The sequence below is a fragment of the Pseudomonas sp. IPO3747 genome (assembly GCF_013385245.1).
GTDB lineage: Bacteria > Pseudomonadota > Gammaproteobacteria > Pseudomonadales > Pseudomonadaceae > Aquipseudomonas > Aquipseudomonas edaphica.
In genome coordinates, this window is sequence record NZ_JACAQL010000022.1 from 583,204 (window position 1) to 599,681 (window position 16,478).

16 protein-coding genes are annotated in these 16,478 nt (G+C 60.9%); 9 read left to right on the forward strand and 7 right to left on the reverse strand.

From position 1 onward, the window contains the following. Positions 1-4: 4 nt before the first annotated feature. The gene (gene fae, locus HX790_RS24080; protein WP_017138437.1) at positions 5-517 is read right to left on the reverse strand and encodes a formaldehyde-activating enzyme; all 513 of its coding nucleotides are present in this window, start codon (positions 515-517) and stop codon (positions 5-7) included. A gap of 116 nt (positions 518-633) precedes the next feature. Beyond that, a complete protein-coding gene (locus HX790_RS24085; RefSeq protein ID WP_017138438.1) occupies positions 634-1,101 on the reverse strand; it encodes a GNAT family N-acetyltransferase in 468 nt (155 codons plus the stop codon). Positions 1,102-1,349: 248 nt separating this feature from the next. Here HX790_RS24085 and HX790_RS24090 point away from each other — a divergent pair, with 248 nt between their 5' ends. Together HX790_RS24090 and HX790_RS24095 are read left to right on the forward strand one after the other, a co-directional pair. Further along, the gene (locus HX790_RS24090; RefSeq protein ID WP_005788524.1) at positions 1,350-2,600 is read left to right on the forward strand and encodes a ribonucleotide-diphosphate reductase subunit beta; all 1,251 of its coding nucleotides are present in this window, start codon (positions 1,350-1,352) and stop codon (positions 2,598-2,600) included. Between the two features lie 130 nt (positions 2,601-2,730). Next, positions 2,731-3,219 carry a DUF1289 domain-containing protein gene (locus tag HX790_RS24095; RefSeq protein ID WP_176992285.1) on the forward strand — a complete coding sequence of 163 codons (489 nt, stop codon included), beginning with the start codon at positions 2,731-2,733 and terminating at the stop codon, positions 3,217-3,219. Between the two features lie 8 nt (positions 3,220-3,227). Here HX790_RS24095 and HX790_RS24100 read toward each other — a convergent pair whose 3' ends face one another. Then, positions 3,228-3,836 (reverse strand): LysE family translocator, encoded by a 609-nt coding sequence (locus HX790_RS24100; RefSeq protein WP_017134686.1) that lies wholly within the window; start codon positions 3,834-3,836, stop codon positions 3,228-3,230. 112 nt (positions 3,837-3,948) lie between these two features. On the opposite strand from HX790_RS24100, the gene HX790_RS24105 reads away from it, so the two are divergent. Continuing rightward, on the forward strand, positions 3,949-4,812 hold the full coding sequence (locus tag HX790_RS24105) for a LysR family transcriptional regulator (RefSeq protein WP_099548300.1): 864 nt from the start codon (positions 3,949-3,951) through the stop codon (positions 4,810-4,812). A 7-nt stretch (positions 4,813-4,819) separates the two neighbouring features. Here the strand turns inward: HX790_RS24105 and mdeB are convergent, their stop codons facing one another. Then, the gene (gene mdeB / locus HX790_RS24110; RefSeq protein ID WP_176992286.1) at positions 4,820-7,498 is read right to left on the reverse strand and encodes an alpha-ketoglutarate dehydrogenase; all 2,679 of its coding nucleotides are present in this window, start codon (positions 7,496-7,498) and stop codon (positions 4,820-4,822) included. A gap of 191 nt (positions 7,499-7,689) precedes the next feature. Here mdeB and HX790_RS24115 point away from each other — a divergent pair, with 191 nt between their 5' ends. The 3 genes from HX790_RS24115 (at position 7,690) to HX790_RS24125 (ending at position 10,516) form a co-directional block, all read left to right on the forward strand. Further along, positions 7,690-8,604 (forward strand): class I SAM-dependent methyltransferase, encoded by a 915-nt coding sequence (locus HX790_RS24115; RefSeq protein WP_017134683.1) that lies wholly within the window; start codon positions 7,690-7,692, stop codon positions 8,602-8,604. 149 nt (positions 8,605-8,753) lie between these two features. Next, entirely contained in the window at positions 8,754-9,473 is a 720-nt protein-coding gene (pcsA, locus tag HX790_RS24120; protein ID WP_017134682.1) for a phosphatidylcholine synthase, read from the forward strand. 263 nt (positions 9,474-9,736) lie between these two features. Then, positions 9,737-10,516 carry a TSUP family transporter gene (locus HX790_RS24125; protein ID WP_017139107.1) on the forward strand — a complete coding sequence of 260 codons (780 nt, stop codon included), beginning with the start codon at positions 9,737-9,739 and terminating at the stop codon, positions 10,514-10,516. On the opposite strand, the gene nudC is transcribed toward HX790_RS24125, so the two are convergent. Together nudC and HX790_RS24135 are read right to left on the reverse strand one after the other, a co-directional pair. Next, entirely contained in the window at positions 10,484-11,317 is an 834-nt protein-coding gene (gene nudC / locus HX790_RS24130; protein ID WP_176992287.1) for an NAD(+) diphosphatase, read from the reverse strand. The two genes, HX790_RS24125 and nudC, sit on opposite strands and share 33 nt — an antisense overlap. Before the next feature lie 5 nt (positions 11,318-11,322). Further along, entirely contained in the window at positions 11,323-12,135 is an 813-nt protein-coding gene (locus HX790_RS24135) for a crotonase/enoyl-CoA hydratase family protein (RefSeq protein WP_017139109.1), read from the reverse strand. Positions 12,136-12,327: 192 nt separating this feature from the next. Between HX790_RS24135 and HX790_RS24140 the strand changes: the two genes are divergently transcribed. Then, positions 12,328-13,617 carry a chloride channel protein gene (locus tag HX790_RS24140; RefSeq protein WP_138453595.1) on the forward strand — a complete coding sequence of 430 codons (1,290 nt, stop codon included), beginning with the start codon at positions 12,328-12,330 and terminating at the stop codon, positions 13,615-13,617. Positions 13,618-13,658: 41 nt separating this feature from the next. After that, positions 13,659-14,213 carry a UPF0149 family protein gene (locus HX790_RS24145; protein ID WP_176992288.1) on the forward strand — a complete coding sequence of 185 codons (555 nt, stop codon included), beginning with the start codon at positions 13,659-13,661 and terminating at the stop codon, positions 14,211-14,213. A gap of 6 nt (positions 14,214-14,219) precedes the next feature. On the opposite strand, the gene HX790_RS24150 is transcribed toward HX790_RS24145, so the two are convergent. Further along, entirely contained in the window at positions 14,220-14,849 is a 630-nt protein-coding gene (locus HX790_RS24150) for a lytic polysaccharide monooxygenase auxiliary activity family 9 protein (RefSeq protein ID WP_138450233.1), read from the reverse strand. A 341-nt stretch (positions 14,850-15,190) separates the two neighbouring features. Here HX790_RS24150 and HX790_RS24155 point away from each other — a divergent pair, with 341 nt between their 5' ends. Beyond that, positions 15,191-16,447: a 3-phosphoshikimate 1-carboxyvinyltransferase gene (locus HX790_RS24155; RefSeq protein WP_017139113.1), complete on the forward strand. Its 1,257-nt coding sequence runs from the start codon at positions 15,191-15,193 to the stop codon at positions 16,445-16,447. Positions 16,448-16,478 lie beyond the last annotated feature (31 nt).

Consider the following 16,478-nt stretch of genomic DNA (forward strand, 5'->3'; position numbering starts at 1 on the left):
CTCCTCAGGCCTTTGGCGTGTAGAAAGGGTTGCTGATGTGGTTGACCACATCCGCCAGTTGCGCGGTGTACGGCGTGCCATTGAGGGCCGCGCGGATGGCGGTGCGGCAGGCGTTGTAGTTGTTCAGGTAGACCGCATCGAGGTCGTCGCAGCCCGGGTTGACCCAGTTGGCAGTGACAATTGCCCACTCGTCTTCGGCTTCCGGCGGCAAGGTGCCGTCCAGCAAGGCTTCGAGCACCGCCTTGGCGATGCCGGCCTGGGACGCGCCCCAAGTGGCGTTGCCATGCAGATCGCTGCCGATCGCGGCTTTGTTGACGTAGAGGGTCATGGGTTTGACCGGGATATTCGGCTGGGCAATCACCATGAACGGGCAATGGCCCTGGCTTGGGGACGCGAGGCTGTTGGCGAACGCTTGGCCGGCAGGGCCGTTGCGGGGGCCGATCAGAATATTGATGTGGGCAGCATTGACGCCTGGGCCTTCGAAGCCTTCGCCGATGTACAGATCAAGTGCTTTCATTTTCGCAAACGCTCATTGTTGTTATGGGGAGCTGGTTGGCGAATTTTTAGCACTGACGGCAAAAGCGCCCGTAACCATTAAAAGTCATGGGGCTGTGAGTTTTTATCATACCCCCGCTACAGCGCGAGCTCCATCTTGATAATCTCGATGGACACCGGGCTGTTGCCCCGACTGAAGGTGCCCTCGCCGACCTTGCGAAACCCGAAGGCGGCATAGAAGTTTTCGGCGTTGAGGGTCGCTTCCAGGCAGGCCTTGGCATGGCCGGCGTTCTTGATGCGCTGCAAGGCCTCATTGAGCAGGCGCGCACCAATGCCCTGCCCGGCGGCATCGCCGCGCACAAACAGTTTGCTGATTTCATGGCCGTCGATTTCGATAAAACCCTGCAGCCTGTCGGTGTGTGCCAGCCACAGGTTGCCGGCAGCAATGGCCTCGCGGTAGGTGGCGGGTGAGCGGCCGTTGAGCCACATGGCGATCTGCTCGGGGCCGTAGTCGCCCGTGCAGAGGTTTTCGACGGAATGCTTATGCACCTCGAAGATGCTTTGCGCGTCGTCCAGCAGGGCGGATCGGATCAGTACGTTTTTCATTCCCTTGAAATTCCACCGGCAGCCAATGAACCCAGGTTTTATAGCTCAACCGGCGATGTGCCGCGACCCAAGACCGCACATCTTGTGCGTTGACCTGTTTTGTTACACACCATATAGTGTGCCCACAAACACAAATCACCACTACATAGTGTGCAGTATCGGTATTTACCGACCACACTCTGCGCAGTATTTCAATGCCTTGAAGCCTGCAAAAACCTATTTTTCGAGTACCAGGAAGGAGAATTTCAATGTTGAGTTGGGATGAAGTCGACAACGAAGACACCGGTGCAGCGGTGATCAAAGGCGCCAACGCCGGCCACGCCAGCGAAGCCAACATGGACCGCCTTGACGGTGCCGGCGCCGCTGCTGCTCTGGAAGCGCGCAACGTGACCGCCAACGACTCGGCCGCGATCATCCGCGCCAAGGCCGCCCTGGACAAACTCGACGTCGCCGAAGGCCTCGCCGAGCTGGAAGGCTCCGCCGCCCGCGTCGCCGTTGACGAAAAGCGCATGATCAACTGCCGCGCCGACCTCAACCAACTCGTACCCTTCAAGTACGACTGGGCCTGGCAAAAGTACCTCGACGGCTGCGCCAACCACTGGATGCCGCAAGAGGTCAACATGACCGCCGACATCGCCCTGTGGAAAAACCCCGAAGGCCTCACCGACGACGAACGCCGCATCGTCATGCGCAACCTCGGCTTCTTCTCCACCGCCGACTCCCTGGTTGCCAACAACCTGGTGCTGGCCGTGTACCGCCTGATCACCAACCCGGAGTGCCGCCAGTACATCCTGCGCCAGGCCTTCGAAGAAGCGATCCACACCCACGCCTACCAGTACTGCATCGAATCCCTGGCCATGGATGAAGGCGAGATCTTCAACATGTACCACGAGATCCCATCGGTGGCTAAAAAAGCCGCCTGGGGCCTCAAATACACCCGTTCGATCTCCGATCCGAAGTTCGAAACCGGCACCGTCGAGACTGATAAAGAGCTGCTGCGCAACCTGGTCGCCTACTACTGCGTCCTGGAAGGCATCTTCTTCTACTGCGGTTTCACCCAGATCCTCTCCATGGGCCGCCGCAACAAAATGACCGGCGTGGCCGAGCAGTTCCAGTACATCCTGCGTGACGAGTCGATGCACCTGAACTTCGGTATCGATGTGATCAACCAGATCAAAATCGAAAACCCGCATTTGTGGGATGCCGAGATGAAAGAAGAAGCGACCCAGATGATTCTGCAGGGGACGCAACTGGAGATTGAATATGCGCGGGATACCATGCCGCGTGGGGTGTTGGGCATGAACGCGGCGATGATGGAGGATTACCTTAAGTTCATCGCTAACCGTCGCCTGTCGCAGATTGGTCTTAAAGAAGAGTACCCAGGGACGACTAACCCGTTCCCTTGGATGAGCGAGATCATGGACTTGAAGAAAGAGAAAAACTTCTTCGAAACCCGTGTGATCGAGTACCAGACTGGCGGCGCGCTGAGCTGGGATTAAAAATGTAGGAGCGGGCTTGCCCGCGATGGCGGCGGGTCAGTTAAGCATATATTGGCTGACACTCAGCTATCGCGGGCAAGCCCGCTCCCACATGGGTTAGCGGTATTTTTTAGACTTGCGTACAAACTTTATGCCCAACCAAACCATCAAAACGCCCTGCGTCGGCCTGTGCTCGACCGTTTACGGCGACCTGGTCTGCCGGGGCTGCAAGCGTTATCACCATGAAGTCATTCAATGGAATGGCTACAACGCCGACGAAAAGCAGGCGGTGTGGCTGCGCCTGGAACAGTTGCTGGTGCAGGTGATGGCCAGCAAGCTTGAGGTGTTTGACCCGCAGCTTTTGCGCCAGCAACTTGAAACCCGCAAAATTCGCTTTATGCCACACCAGTCGCCGTACTGCTGGGCGTACCAGTTGATTGCCCGGGGCGCGCGGGTGATATCCAAGCTGGACGCGTATGGGCTGGCGTTGCTGCCGGAGTTTCGCGAGCGTCACCTGGCAGATTTGCGTGATGCGATTGACCGCGAGTTTTTCCTGCTGTCCGAGGCGCATTACGAACGCTATATCGCGCCGGGCTTCTTGAAAGAAGCCTTTGGGCCAGCACTGATCGCCACCTTCTAGACTTGCCGTCAGCTATGGACAGGCAGCGCTAACCCGAACAGCACAAAAAAACCACCGCAGACTTTATTGAATCGGCGTCCGGTTCGGGCTAACCAGGGCCTGACCCGATGTGCTGCGCTGGCCACCAGATATTCAACAACAAACTCCACCACGGCGTAGGTCAGCGCAATAGCGGCCGTCTGCGCGATGAGGCTTCGGTGTGGGTCCAGAAAAGGTGGAATGAAGGCGGTGAACAGCAGCAGCGCCTTGGGGTTTGAAATCGCCGATACCAGCCCTTGGCGAAACAGCGGCCAGCTTCGCAGGCTGGTCGTAACGGCTGCCTCAAGACTCACAGGCGCCGAGCGCCACAACCCAAACCCCAGCCAGATCAGGTACAGCCCGCCAACCACCTTCAATGCCGTGAACCAGGTGGCAGACGCCTGGATCAGTGCCCCCAAGCCTAAAGCGCAAAACGACAGCACCACGGCAAATCCGAGCACGCCGCCCGAAATCGTGAAGAGTGTTTTGCGACGCCCGTGAATGGCGCCATGGGTCAGCACTAATAACGCATTGGGCCCTGGCACTATAGCGATGCCGCAGCAGGTAACCAGGTAGAGCAACCAGGTGTCGAATGGCATGGTCAAATCCAGCAGGCAGGGGTTGAGGCGAGGATTTTGCGAGTGAACAAACCTCTTGAAAAGCGCATAATTTACGTCACAGCCATTCGATTAACGAATAGAGGTCACCTGGATGCCTGCCAGCAATTTGCAGATCGATTGGCTCAAATGCTTTGTGGCCGTGGTGGATGCCGGCTCGCTCTCTGGCGCGGCCCATGAGGTCAACCGCTCGCAGTCCGCCGTCAGCATGCAAATGAAAAAACTGGAGGCAGCGCTGGGGCGGCAGTTGTTGAGCCGTGGCCCGCGTCACCTTCAACTGACGGCGGACGGTCAGCTACTGCTGGGCTACGCCCGGCGCCTGCTCGCACTGCACGCCGAGACCCAAGCGGCCTTTCACGGTGAAGAATTGACCGGACGCATCCGCCTTGGCGTTGCGGAAGACTACGCGGCGATGTATCTCACGCCGGTGCTCAAGCGTTTTTTGCCGCGCTATTCGGGTGTGGAAATAGAACTGACTTGCGAACAGTCGGCCGCACTCATCCCGCGTGTGCGCAGCGGCGACCTTGATCTTGCACTCGTGTCGCGTGACGCCCCTCAAAGCGGCACTTTTCTGTTTAAGGAACCCATGGTATGGGTCGGTTCGCCCCAGTTCGAACTGTGGAGGCGCGATCCGCTACCTATCGCCGTCTACGAAAGTGCAAGCCTGGCCAGACGTTATGCGGTGAACTCACTGAGCCAAAAGGGACGTGAATTCAAGGTGGTTTACAACAGCTCCAGCCTTGCCGGCCAACTAGCCGCCGTTGAAGGTGGGCTGGCGATTGCCGCAATCACCCAATGTACCGTGCAGGCATCGCTTCAGGTTCTGGGCAGCGAGCACGGCTTGGGCAGGATTGAACCCATGGAGGTTTCAATCCTGCGAAGCCGGGCCTCGCGCGGGTCTGAAGCGGTTGATAGCCTGCATGCATTCATCATCAGCTCACTGAGGCAGCAGGCTTAACAGGGGTTCAAGAGGTCCAGGAAGGCTCGCGCTCCGCCTGTACGCCATACCGCTCGATCGCCTGCTGACAAACCTCGGGTTCCAGACGGCCCTGCTCCACCAACGCCGTCAGCGCCGCCAGCACAATGTGATAGCGATCCACCTCAAAGAAATCACGCAACGCTGCCCGAGTATCGCTACGCCCAAAGCCGTCGGTGCCCAACACCGTGTAGCTGCTGTCCAGATACGAAGCGATCATCTGCGGCACCGCCCGTACATAGTCGGACACCGCAATCACCGGTACACCTTTAGGCAAACATGCATTCACATGACTGGAGCGCTTCATATCCTGAGGATGCAACCGATTCCAGCGCTCCACCTGTCGCGCATCCCGTGCCAGCTCGCTGAAACTGGTCACGCTGAACACCTCGCTCGCCACCTGCCAATCCTCCTCCAGTAACTGCGCGGCCGCCTGGGCCTCACGCACCAGCGTGCCCGAGCCGAGCAGGCGCACCTTGGCATCCGCAGCACCTTGCAACCGATACATGCCCTTGATAATCGCCGCCTCCACGCCCGCTGGCAGCGTCGGTTGCGGGTAGTTTTCGTTCATCAGGGTCACGTAGTAGAACTCGTCCACATCGTGCTCCAGCATCTGACGCATACCGTGGTCGAGGATCACCGCGAACTCGCCGGCAAACGCCGGGTCGTAGGCGCGGCAGTTGGGCACCGTCGCGGCTGCCAAGTGGCTGCTGCCGTCCTGATGCTGCAGGCCTTCGCCGCCCAGGGTGGTGCGCCCGGCGGTGGCGCCGAGCAGGAAACCACGGGCGCGCTGGTCGGCGGCAGCCCAGATCAGGTCGCCGACGCGCTGGAAGCCGAACATCGAGTAATAGATATAGAACGGCAACATGCGCAGCCCATGCACCGAATAACTGGTGGCGGCCGCCACCCAGGAACTGATGGCGCTGGCCTCACTGATGCCTTCTTCGAGAATTTGCCCGTCGGTGGCCTCGCGGTAGCTGAGGATCGAGCCAATGTCTTCGGGTTCGTAACGTTGCCCAACACTGGAATAGATGCCGATCTGCTTGAACAGGTTGGCCATGCCGAAGGTGCGTGCTTCATCCGCAACGATTGGCACGATGCGCGGGCCGAGAGCCTTGTCCTTGAGCAGGTTGGTGAGCATGCGCACAAACGCCATGGTGGTGGACATCTCCTTACCCTCGGCTGCCGTAGCGAAACCGGCGTAACCCGCCACCGGCGGCACGCTGACGGGTGCGGCCAGCGGGCTGCGGCTTGGCACATAACCGCCGAGTTTGTGCCGACGTTGATACAGGTAACGCAGTTCAACGCTGTCCTCGGCGGGTTTGAAAAAACTTAAGGATTCGGTCTGCGCATCCGTGAGCGGCAACTGGAAGCGATTGCGAAAAGCGAGCAGCGCGTCGCGATCGAGCTTCTTCTGCTGGTGCGTGGTCATCTTGCCCTGCCCGGCTTCGCCCATGCCGAAGCCCTTTTTGGTCTGGGCCAGGATCACCGTGGGCTGGCCTTTTACCCGGCGCGCGGCATGGTAGGCAGCGTGGATCTTGACCATATCGTGGCCACCGCGCTTGAGGCGGTCGATTTGCTCATCGCTCATGCCCGCCACCAGGGCCGCCAGCGACGCGCTTTGGCCGAAGAAGTGCTCGCGGTTATAGGCGCCATCTTTGGCGGCAAAGGTCTGGAATTGCCCGTCGACGGTGTTCGACAAGGTTTCCACCAGTGAACCGTCAGTGTCCTTGGCCAGCAAGGCGTCCCAGTCCGAGCCCCACACCAGCTTGATCACGTTCCAGCCGGCACCGGCAAACAAGGCTTCGAGTTCGTCGATGATGCGCCCGTTGCCGCGCACCGGTCCGTCGAGGCGCTGCAGGTTGCAGTTAACCACCCAGGTCAGGTTGTCCAGGCCTTCGCGGGCAGCCAGGGTCAGGGCCGACATGCTTTCCGGCTCGTCCATTTCGCCATCGCCGAACACACCCCAGACGTGCCGGTCGGTGGTGTCCAGCAAGCCGCGATGTTGCAGATAGCGCATGAAGCGCGCCTGGAAAATCGAGCTGATCGGGCCGATGCCCATGGAGCCGGTGGGAAACTGCCAGAAGTCCGGCATCAGCCACGGGTGCGGGTAGCTGGAAAGGCCGCGTGCGCCGGCTTTTGGCCCGCCGATTTCCTGGCGGTAGTGCGCCAGGTCGTTTTCCGTCAGACGCCCTTCCAGATAAGCACGGGCATATATACCCGGTGCGGAATGCGGCTGGTAGAACACCAGATCGCCACCGAAGGTGTCGCTGCGCGCCCGGAAGAAGTGATTGAAGCCGACTTCGAACAAGTCCGCCGCACTGGCATAACTGGCGATATGGCCACCGAGTTCGCCATACGCCTGGTTGGCGCGCACCACCATGGCCAAGGCGTTCCAGCGCACCAGCGAGGCGATGCGTTCTTCGGTGGCCAGGTCACCGGGAAACGCCGGTTGCTGCTCAACACTGATGCTGTTGATATAGGGCGTGCCGTGGCGCGGTTTCCAGTCGATGGGCGCAGCGCTGCCTTCGCGGGCCAGCAGGTCGAGGATCTGGCGCGCCCGTTCTGGCCCGGCATTGGCCACCAGCGAGGCCAGGGCGTCGCGCCACTCATCCAGTTCTTGCGGGTCTTGGGCTGTGTGATTGACTGCACTCGCGAAACCGTTCATGGGCACCTCCGGGCTTTTTTTCCAGTTTATGTCGGTGCCTGAGGATTTTTTGCCTGTTATCAAGCGCAGGCTCAAGCATTTTGAGCATGAATCACTGCCAATCATCTTTTTTGCAGCACGTTGTGCTCAAACACGACGAAGCACCGCAACTGTGTTTAAAATGCCGCCCGCTCAACGACTGACGCTCAACGATGAACCCAGACGCACTCGCTACCCTGCACGCCCATTTGCTCACCGCCCTGGCTAACCCGCCGAGTGAAACCCGGCGCCTGTTCCACGGCCGTGGCCGCTGCTGGCCGGGCCTGGAGCAACTGACGGTGGACTGGTTGCAGGGCGTGCTGCTGGTCTCGTTGTTCAAGGAACCCGAGCCTGCGCAGCTCGAAGCCCTTAAACAACTGCTGCAAACGCAGTTCAGCGCTTACACCGTTGCCCTGCAACACCGCTACCTGCCGCAAAGCACCACCGAATGGCTCTCGGGCGAGGCCGTTGACGAGCTGACCATTACCGAAGGCGGCCTGCGTTACCTGATCGACCTGGGTAAAAAACAGAACAGCGGCCTGTTCCTCGACATGCGCTACGGCCGCAACTGGGTGCGCGAACAGGCCAAGGGCCAGCGCGTGCTCAACCTGTTCGCCTACACCTGTGGTTTCTCGGTGGCCGCCATCGAAGGCGGCGCCGACCATGTCGTAAACCTGGACATGGCCCGTGGCGCCTTGAGTCGCGGGCGCGACAACCATCGCCTCAATGGTCATGACCTGAGTAACGTCAGCTTCCTGGGCCACGACCTGTTCAAATCGTGGGCCAAGGTGACGAACAGCGGCCCTTACGATCTGGTGATCATCGACCCGCCGTCGTTCCAGAAAGGCAGCTTTCTGCTGACCAAAGACTACCAACGCGTGCTGCGCCGCCTGCCGGATTTGCTCACAGCCCACGGCACGGTGTTGGCCTGCATGAACGACCCGGCCTTCGGTGAAGACTTCCTGATTGACGGCGTAACCCGCGAAGCACCGGGCCTGCGCTTTGTGCAGCGATTGGAAAACCCGCCGGAATTTCCCGATGTCGACCCGCAAAGCGGTTTGAAGGCATTGGTGTTCCGTCAGGGTTGATGCCGAAACGTCTGACCCTTGCTACGCTAAGTGATACACCGGGGCGGTGAACCTTATTCCCTCCTTCCCGGTCGATACCTGCATTCCCCGGCCAGACTCGACGGCGTTACGTCGTCGGCTGCCCTGTTTCATCTTTTGGAGAGCCGCCCGTGATATCGACCCTGCATGTAGCCAGACTCAAAGCCTGGGGCGCCCACGGCTTTACCGCCACCGGTGTGGTGCTGGCGTTCCTGGCCACCCTGGCATTGCTGGAAAACTCACCCAAGGCCTGCCTGCTGTGGCTAGGCCTGGCGCTGGTGGTCGATGGCGTGGATGGCTCGCTGGCGCGACGGGTGAATGTCAGCACGGTACTGCCCAGCTTTGATGGCTCGGTGCTGGACCTGGTGATTGACTACCTGACCTATGTGTTTATTCCGGCGTTGTTTATCTACCGCTATATCGACCTGCCGGACTTTACCCACCTGTTTACCGTGTCGGTGATCCTGGTGTCGTCGCTGTTCTGCTTCTGCAATGTGAACATGAAGAGCAAGGACAACTATTTTGTCGGCTTTCCCGCGGCCTGGAATGTGGTGGCCTTGTGCGTTTACATCATCCAGCCGGACGCCTGGGTGACCCTGGCCACAGTGATCGGCCTGGCGCTGCTGACCGTGACACCGATGAAGTTTCTACACCCCTTCCGGGTCAAGCGCTTTATGCCGATCAACATCGCCGTGACCACCATCTGGTTGCTGTGCAGCTTTTTGATGGTGGTGGACTACCCCAATACCAACCCGTGGACGTTCGGGTTGTGGTCGGTGATGTCGGCGTATTTTCTGGGGATTTGTGTGTGGCGCACGGCGTTGGAGTGGCTGGACAAACGTCACAGCTGAAGATCCAGAGCAGACGCAGAGCGTCAGAGGCGGCATTCCCACGCAGAGCGTGGGAACGATCACAGTCAGGCGGGCACGGTTTAAAGGTGGGAGCTGGCTTGCCTGCGATGGCGTCGGGTCAGTTACAGCAGTTGGGCCTGCCCTGCCGCTATCGCAGGCAAGCCAGCTCCCACATTTGGATCGCGTAGAACAACAAGATACAAGTAAGATACCGGCCTTTGGCGCAGCCCTTTTCTGCGCCCTGCCAATAATAAGCCCTGCCCATGCCCTTCGAACTCAGCGTTGACCTGACCACCCTCGCCATTCTTGCCTGCGTGGCCTTTATTGCCGGCTTTATCGACGCCATCGCCGGCGGCGGCGGCCTGCTCACCACACCGGCATTGCTCACCGCCGGCATGCCACCGCACCTGGTGCTGGGCACCAACAAGCTCAGCTCGACCTTCGGCTCCGCCACCGCCAGCTTCACCTTCTACCGGCGCAAGCTGTTCCACCCGCGCCAATGGGTACACGCCATCGTCGGCACGCTGGTCGGCGCATTGGCGGGTGCCGTGGTCGCCCACTACCTGCCCGCCGAAACCCTGAACAAAATGCTCCCGGTGATCGTGTTCGCCTGTGGTGTGTATTTGCTGTTCGGCGGCACGCCCAAGGCGCCGCTGGATGCCGATGCACCGATCAAGAAGAAATGGCAATCGACCCAAGGCTTCGGCCTGGGCTTCTACGACGGCGTGGCCGGCCCCGGCACCGGCGCGTTCTGGACAGTCAGCACGATGCTGCTGCACCCCATCGACCTGGTCAAAGCCAGCGGCGTGGCGCGCAGCATGAACTTCGTCAGCAACGCAGCGGCGCTGTCGGTGTTTATCTTCAATGGCTCGGTGGACTGGATCGTCGGCCTGGCGATGGGCTTCTCGGTAATGTGTGGCGCGTTCTTTGGCGCACGCAGCGCAATCAGCGGCGGCGCCAAATTCATTCGCCCGGTGTTTATCACCGTGGTCCTCGGCCTGACGGTGCGCCTAGCCTGGCAACACTGGTTCAGCGTGGCCTAAACGGCGCGCCAGGTAGAGGTCGATCAGGTAACGCGCGATCGAACGTGACGCCGGCAACGGCGGCAAGTCGTGAATGTTGAACCACTGCGCGTCTTCGATCTCATCAGCCTGGGGCACGATGTCACCCCCGGCGTATTCGGCATGGAAGCCCAGCATCATCGAGTGCGGGAACGGCCAGCACTGGCTGCCCATGTACTGAATATTCTTGACCTCCACCTGCACTTCTTCGCGCACTTCACGGATCAGGCAGTCTTCGGCCGACTCCCCCGGCTCGGCGAACCCCGCCAGCGTGCTGTACACACCCGTGACAAAACGCGGCGACCGTGCCAGCAGGATCTCGTCGCCACGGGTCACCAGCACAATCATGCTCGGCGAAATGCGTGGGTAGCTGCGCAGGTCGCAGGCCTGGCAATACATCGCACGTTCGCGCGGCACCTGCACCATGGCCTGGCCGCAACTGCCACAGAACCGATGCTCCCGCGCCCAGGTGCCGATCTGCGCGGCGTAGCCCAGCACTTTGTACAGGGTGTGGTCGCCCTGCAACATAAAGCCGCGCAAACCCTGCCAACTGCAACCTGGCACCTCGGCCGCCGCGTTCAGCTCCAGCAAGTAAACAGGCTCGCCGTCAAGGTGGCCGATGCCGTGTTCGGCGAACACCGACAGGTCCTGGCGCTTGAGCCATTCACGCGGGAACAGCGGCCCGTTGGTGTCATGCAAAAAGCCCGCGCGGCTGCGGGCGACGGCCCAGCCGCCAGGGGCGTCGTTGTCCAGCAGCGTTGTGGTAATCCAGCCTGGGGTCATGTCAGTCAATCCACGAATTCGGGTTTCTGCTTACTCATATGGGCCGCGATGGCCACGCGCAGGTCGTTGGATTGCAACATAGCCGAGTTCCAGGTGGCAACGTATTCCAGACCATCATTGACTGTGTGGTCACGCATATAACTGATCATGGCTTTGGTGCCGGCCACGGCAATCGGTGATTTGCTCGCGATTTCATGGGCGATTTCCATTACACCGGCCAACAGGCTGTCCTGATCGGGATACACACGATTGACCAGGCCAATGCTGCGCGCTTCTTCTGCGCCGAACGGGCGACCGGTGTAGGCCAGTTCACGCAACATGCCGTCGCCAATGATGCGTGGCAGACGTTGCAGGGTGCCGACGTCGGCGGCCATGCCGATGTCGATTTCCTTGATCGAAAACTGCGCGCCTTCGGCGGCGTAGCGCATGTCACAGGCGCTGATCAGGTCAATGGCGCCACCAATGCAGTAACCCTGGATCGCCGCCAGCACCGGCTTGCGGCAGGTGTCGACGGCATTGAACGAGGCTTGCAGCTCGAGGATCTTGCGCCGCAGCAGGCGTGCGTTGCGGCCCACGTCCTTGCCAAAGCTATTGGCCACCGAGGCCATCATCATCAGGTCGATGCCGGACGAGAAATGCTTGCCGGCACCGCTGAGCACCACGGCGCGCACGGCGTCGGTGTCTTCGACCCATTGGAAGATGTCGATGATTTCGGTCCAGAACGCCGCGTTCATCGCGTTGATTTTTTCCGGGCGGTTGATCTGCACATGGGCAACGTTGCCGGTGAGTTCGACGATGAAAGCTTGGTATTCGGACATGGCAGTGATCCCTGACTGGCGAGTAATAAGGCTCGAACTATAACAAGGGAGCATGACGGCGCATCGGCCAAAAACGGGACTGGCAAAAGTAATGAAATGTTGTGGGCGCGGGGTTTATGACCTGCCGATACATTTCACCCAGGCACCGCACTTTATCGGCTATACACTCAGGGCCATTGCCTGGAGCCCGCTATGCCGTCCACCTTTCGTTCATCATTGATTCTGGCCCTGGTGGTCGTGCTGACCGGCATTGGCGCCGGGCTGGGCGGGATGTTGCTGGCGTTGCTGCTGCACGGCATCCAGCACCTGGCCTACGGTTACAGCCTCGACAGCCTGGTCAGCCACGAAACCTTTTTGTGGGGCGTCACCGCTGCCGCACCGGAGCGCCGTCTGCTGGTGCTGGTGGTGTGCGGCCTGGTCGCCGGGCTGGGCTGGTGGACGATTTATCGCTATGGTCGCCCGCTGGTGAGCATCAAACAGGCCGTGTCTGAAAAGATGCCGATCATGCCGCCCAAGACCACCCTCGCCCACGCCGTGCTGCAGATCATCACCGTGGCGCTTGGCTCGCCATTGGGCCGTGAAGTGGCGCCGCGTGAAGTCGGCGCGCTGGCCGCGACCTGGCTGTCACAACGCGCGCGCCTGGAACCGCACATGCACCGTTTGATCGTGGCCTGCGGTGCCGGTGCCGGGTTGGCGGCGGTGTATAACGTGCCCTTGGGCGGCGCTGTCTTTGTGCTGGAAGTGCTGGTGGGCGCCTTCAGCTGGCCGGCGGCGGTGATTGCGCTGGCGACCTCGGCGATTGGCGCTTCGGTGGCGTGGATCGGGCTGGGTGCGGAATCGCAATATGCAGTGCCGCACTTTGTGCTCAGCCCGGCGCTGATCGCCTGGGCGGTAGTGTGCGGGCCGGTGTTTGGCGTGGCCGCTTATGGGTTCAGCCGTTTTACCGGCGCCGCCAGGGCCAACGCCGCGCGCGGCTGGCGCCTGCCAGTCATGTCGCTGATCAACTTCACCATTATCGGCGGGCTGGCGATGCTGCTGCCGCAGATACTGGGCAATGGCAAAGGCCCGGCGCAACTGGGCTTCGACAATGAGCTGACGATAGGCCTGGCCGCCATCCTGCTGCTGGTCAAGGTGCTGATCACTGCGAGCAGCCTGCGCGCGGGCGCCGAGGGTGGCCTGCTGACGCCGGGCCTGGCCAATGGCGCGCTGCTGGCGATTCTGCTCGGCGGTGCCTGGAGCCTGGTGTGGCCCGGGGTGCCGCTCGGCGCGTTTGCGATTATCGGCGCGGCGGCGTTTTTGGCCTCCAGCATGAGCATGCCGCTGACCGCGATTGTGCTGGTGGCCGAATTTACGCGCATCGAGCATGACTTTCTGGTGCCGATCATTCTGGCGGTGGTGGGTTCGATGTGCGTGAGCAAGCTGTGTCAGCGCTGGGAAATAAGTGGAAAAAAGCCCGCCCAAGCGCCATCCTCTGCGCTTTAAGCCGCCCACTTCGCGGCGCTCGACGTTTAAAGGATATGCCCATGCTCGCCCAACCCCTCACCCCTGCCGATTTCGACTTCATCGACGAAACGCTGTTGAAATACGGCGACGATCATTCGGTGCTGAACCTGGCTGAACTCGACGGCTACTTCACCGCGCTGGTCTCCAGCCCGGCACAGGTGGACGTGGGTGAGTGGTTCCCGGCGATCTGGGGTGGGCAGAACCCGGAGTGGGAAAACGTCGAAGAAGCCCAGCGCTTCCTCGAGCTGTGCGTGCACCATATGAATATGCTGGCGGCGCAATTGGCCACCAATGCGCAAGGCTTCAAGGCGCGCTTCGATGACACCGAGCACCAAGGTCAAACCGTCACGCTTGCCGAGGAATGGTGCTTTGGTTATATCCGTGGCGCCGCGATTGGCAACTGGCCAGAACTGCCGGCCGAACAGGCGGCGCTGCTGGAGAAGATTTCCTGGTGCGCCGAGCAGGACAACTTCGAACTACCGGCCTACCTGGATGTAAACGCCCACCAGCAGCGGGTTCGAGCCATCGAACCCGCCGCGCGGGCGCTGCATGACTACTGGTTGGCCCAGCGGTAACAGCGCTTATTTGAAGTCCAGGTCAAACGCCTGGTAGAACGCGTTGCCGGTGTTGGCCACGATCCACATCAACACCACCACATGCCTCCCTTTCTTGCCCTTGGGCAGCGTGACCTGGTGTTCGACCTTGGCCTTCATTTCATCGGCGTGCTGGTAGTACGGCACCTGGGTGTAGAAGTCTTCGAAAAACGGCTTGGCCTCAAGTTGCGCACGGCTGATGCGTTGCTTGGGGTCCCAGCCATCCTTGGTGATCAGCCAGCGATAACCACGGGTGACGTGGGCGGCGGTGTACTCCCACTGCACCTTGAACACCTGGCCAGCCTCGACATTCAGCAACGGCCAAGTGAAGGGGCTATTGAGCTTTTTGCTCATCTCCTCGTCGGTGAAGTTGATGCAATCGCGGTCGTCGGTTTTGCCGCCGCTCAAGATATGCCCGTCGCCAGGCGGTGTGACGCTTTGATCATCGGTTTCATAAGGTGCCGGGAATGGCCCGGCGGCGAGCGATGGGAAGTTTTTACCGCCTTCCATCTCGTTGACTTGCCAGTTGCCGAGCAGCCCACGCTCCACCGCCACTGAACCACGGCTGGCCGGGGTCACCACGCGACCGTGACGAAGTTGGGTCTGGGGTTTGTTCATTTCATTCACTCCTTGATTGAATGTGCCCCGTCATGGGGCACGCCTTGAACTTACCTTGGCGGGCTTTATTGTCCAGTCGCCACTTCTCTCGGAAAGATCTCACGTCGCCCTCGTTTCGCTAAGTGAGCGCCGTTGTCCTGCATCAGATTTGCTGCTTGTCCTACGCCCGCAGGAGTAGTTCGACTACAGGAGCAGTCCATTCCCCGGACAAGTCGGCGACCGCCTCGAAATACGCGCCCTACCACGATCCCTGCTCGACAAGGGTGGCGTGTTTAGCTGATTATTCGGGTCCGCCCGTCGGCCACTCCCTACCGCCTTGCCTTGATCAGGAGCCTTGTACCTTGAGTTCGCAGAAAACCGTGACCGTTACACCGCCCAATTTCGCCCTGAACGGCAAGGTCGCGCCCCCCGGCTCCAAATCCATTACCAACCGCGCCCTGCTGCTGGCCGCCCTGGCCAAGGGCACCAGCCGCTTGAGCGGCGCACTGAAAAGCGATGACACCCGCCACATGTCGGTGGCCTTGCGCCAGATGGGCGTGAGCATCGATGAACCGGACGACACCACCTTCGTTGTGACCGGCTCCGGCAAGTTGCAATTGCCGTCGCAGCCGCTGTTCCTCGGCAATGCCGGCACCGCGATGCGTTTTCTGACTGCCGCCGTGGCGACCGTCGAAGGCACCGTGGTGCTCGACGGCGACGACTACATGCAAAAACGTCCGATCGGCCCGCTGCTGGCCACCCTCGGCCAGAACGGCATCCGCGTCGACAGCCCGACCGGCTGCCCGCCGGTAACCGTACACGGCGTGGGCAAGGTGCAGGCCAAGCGTTTTGAGATTGATGGCGGCTTGTCCAGCCAGTACGTGTCAGCCCTGTTGATGCTCGCCGCCTGCGGCCAGGCGCCGATTGAAGTGGCGTTGACCGGCAAGGACATCGGCGCCCGTGGCTACGTCGACCTGACCCTGGACTGCATGCGTGCGTTCGGTGCGCAGGTCGAGGTGGTCGACGACACCACCTGGCGCGTAGCCCCCACCGGCTACAGCGCCCATGACTACCTGATCGAACCCGACGCCTCCGCCGCCACTTACCTGTGGGCCGCCGAAGTGTTGACCGGCGGGCGCATCGACATCGGCGTGGCCGCGCAGCACTTCACCCAGCCGGACGCCAAGGCCCAGGCCGTGATCGCGCAGTTCCCGAACATGCAAGCCACGGTAGTCGGCTCGCAGATGCAGGACGCAATCCCGACCCTGGCCGTGCTGGCTGCGTTCAACAACACCCCGGTGCGCTTCACTGAACTGGCCAACCTGCGCGTCAAGGAATGTGACCGTGTACAGGCGCTGCACGACGGCCTCAACGAGATTCGTCCAGGCTTGGCGACCATCGAGGGCGACGACCTGCTGGTGGCCAGCGACCCGGCGCTGGCCGGCACCTCTTGCAATGCGCTGATCGACACCCACGCCGACCATCGCATCGCGATGTGTTTTGCCCTGGCCGGGCTGAAGGTGGCGGGAATCCGCATTCAAGACCCGGACTGCGTGGCCAAGACCTACCCTGAATACTGGAAGGCCTTGGGCAGCCTTGGGGTAACGCTCAGCTACTGAGCCAGCACGTCGGCGTAGGGAGGGAATGCAC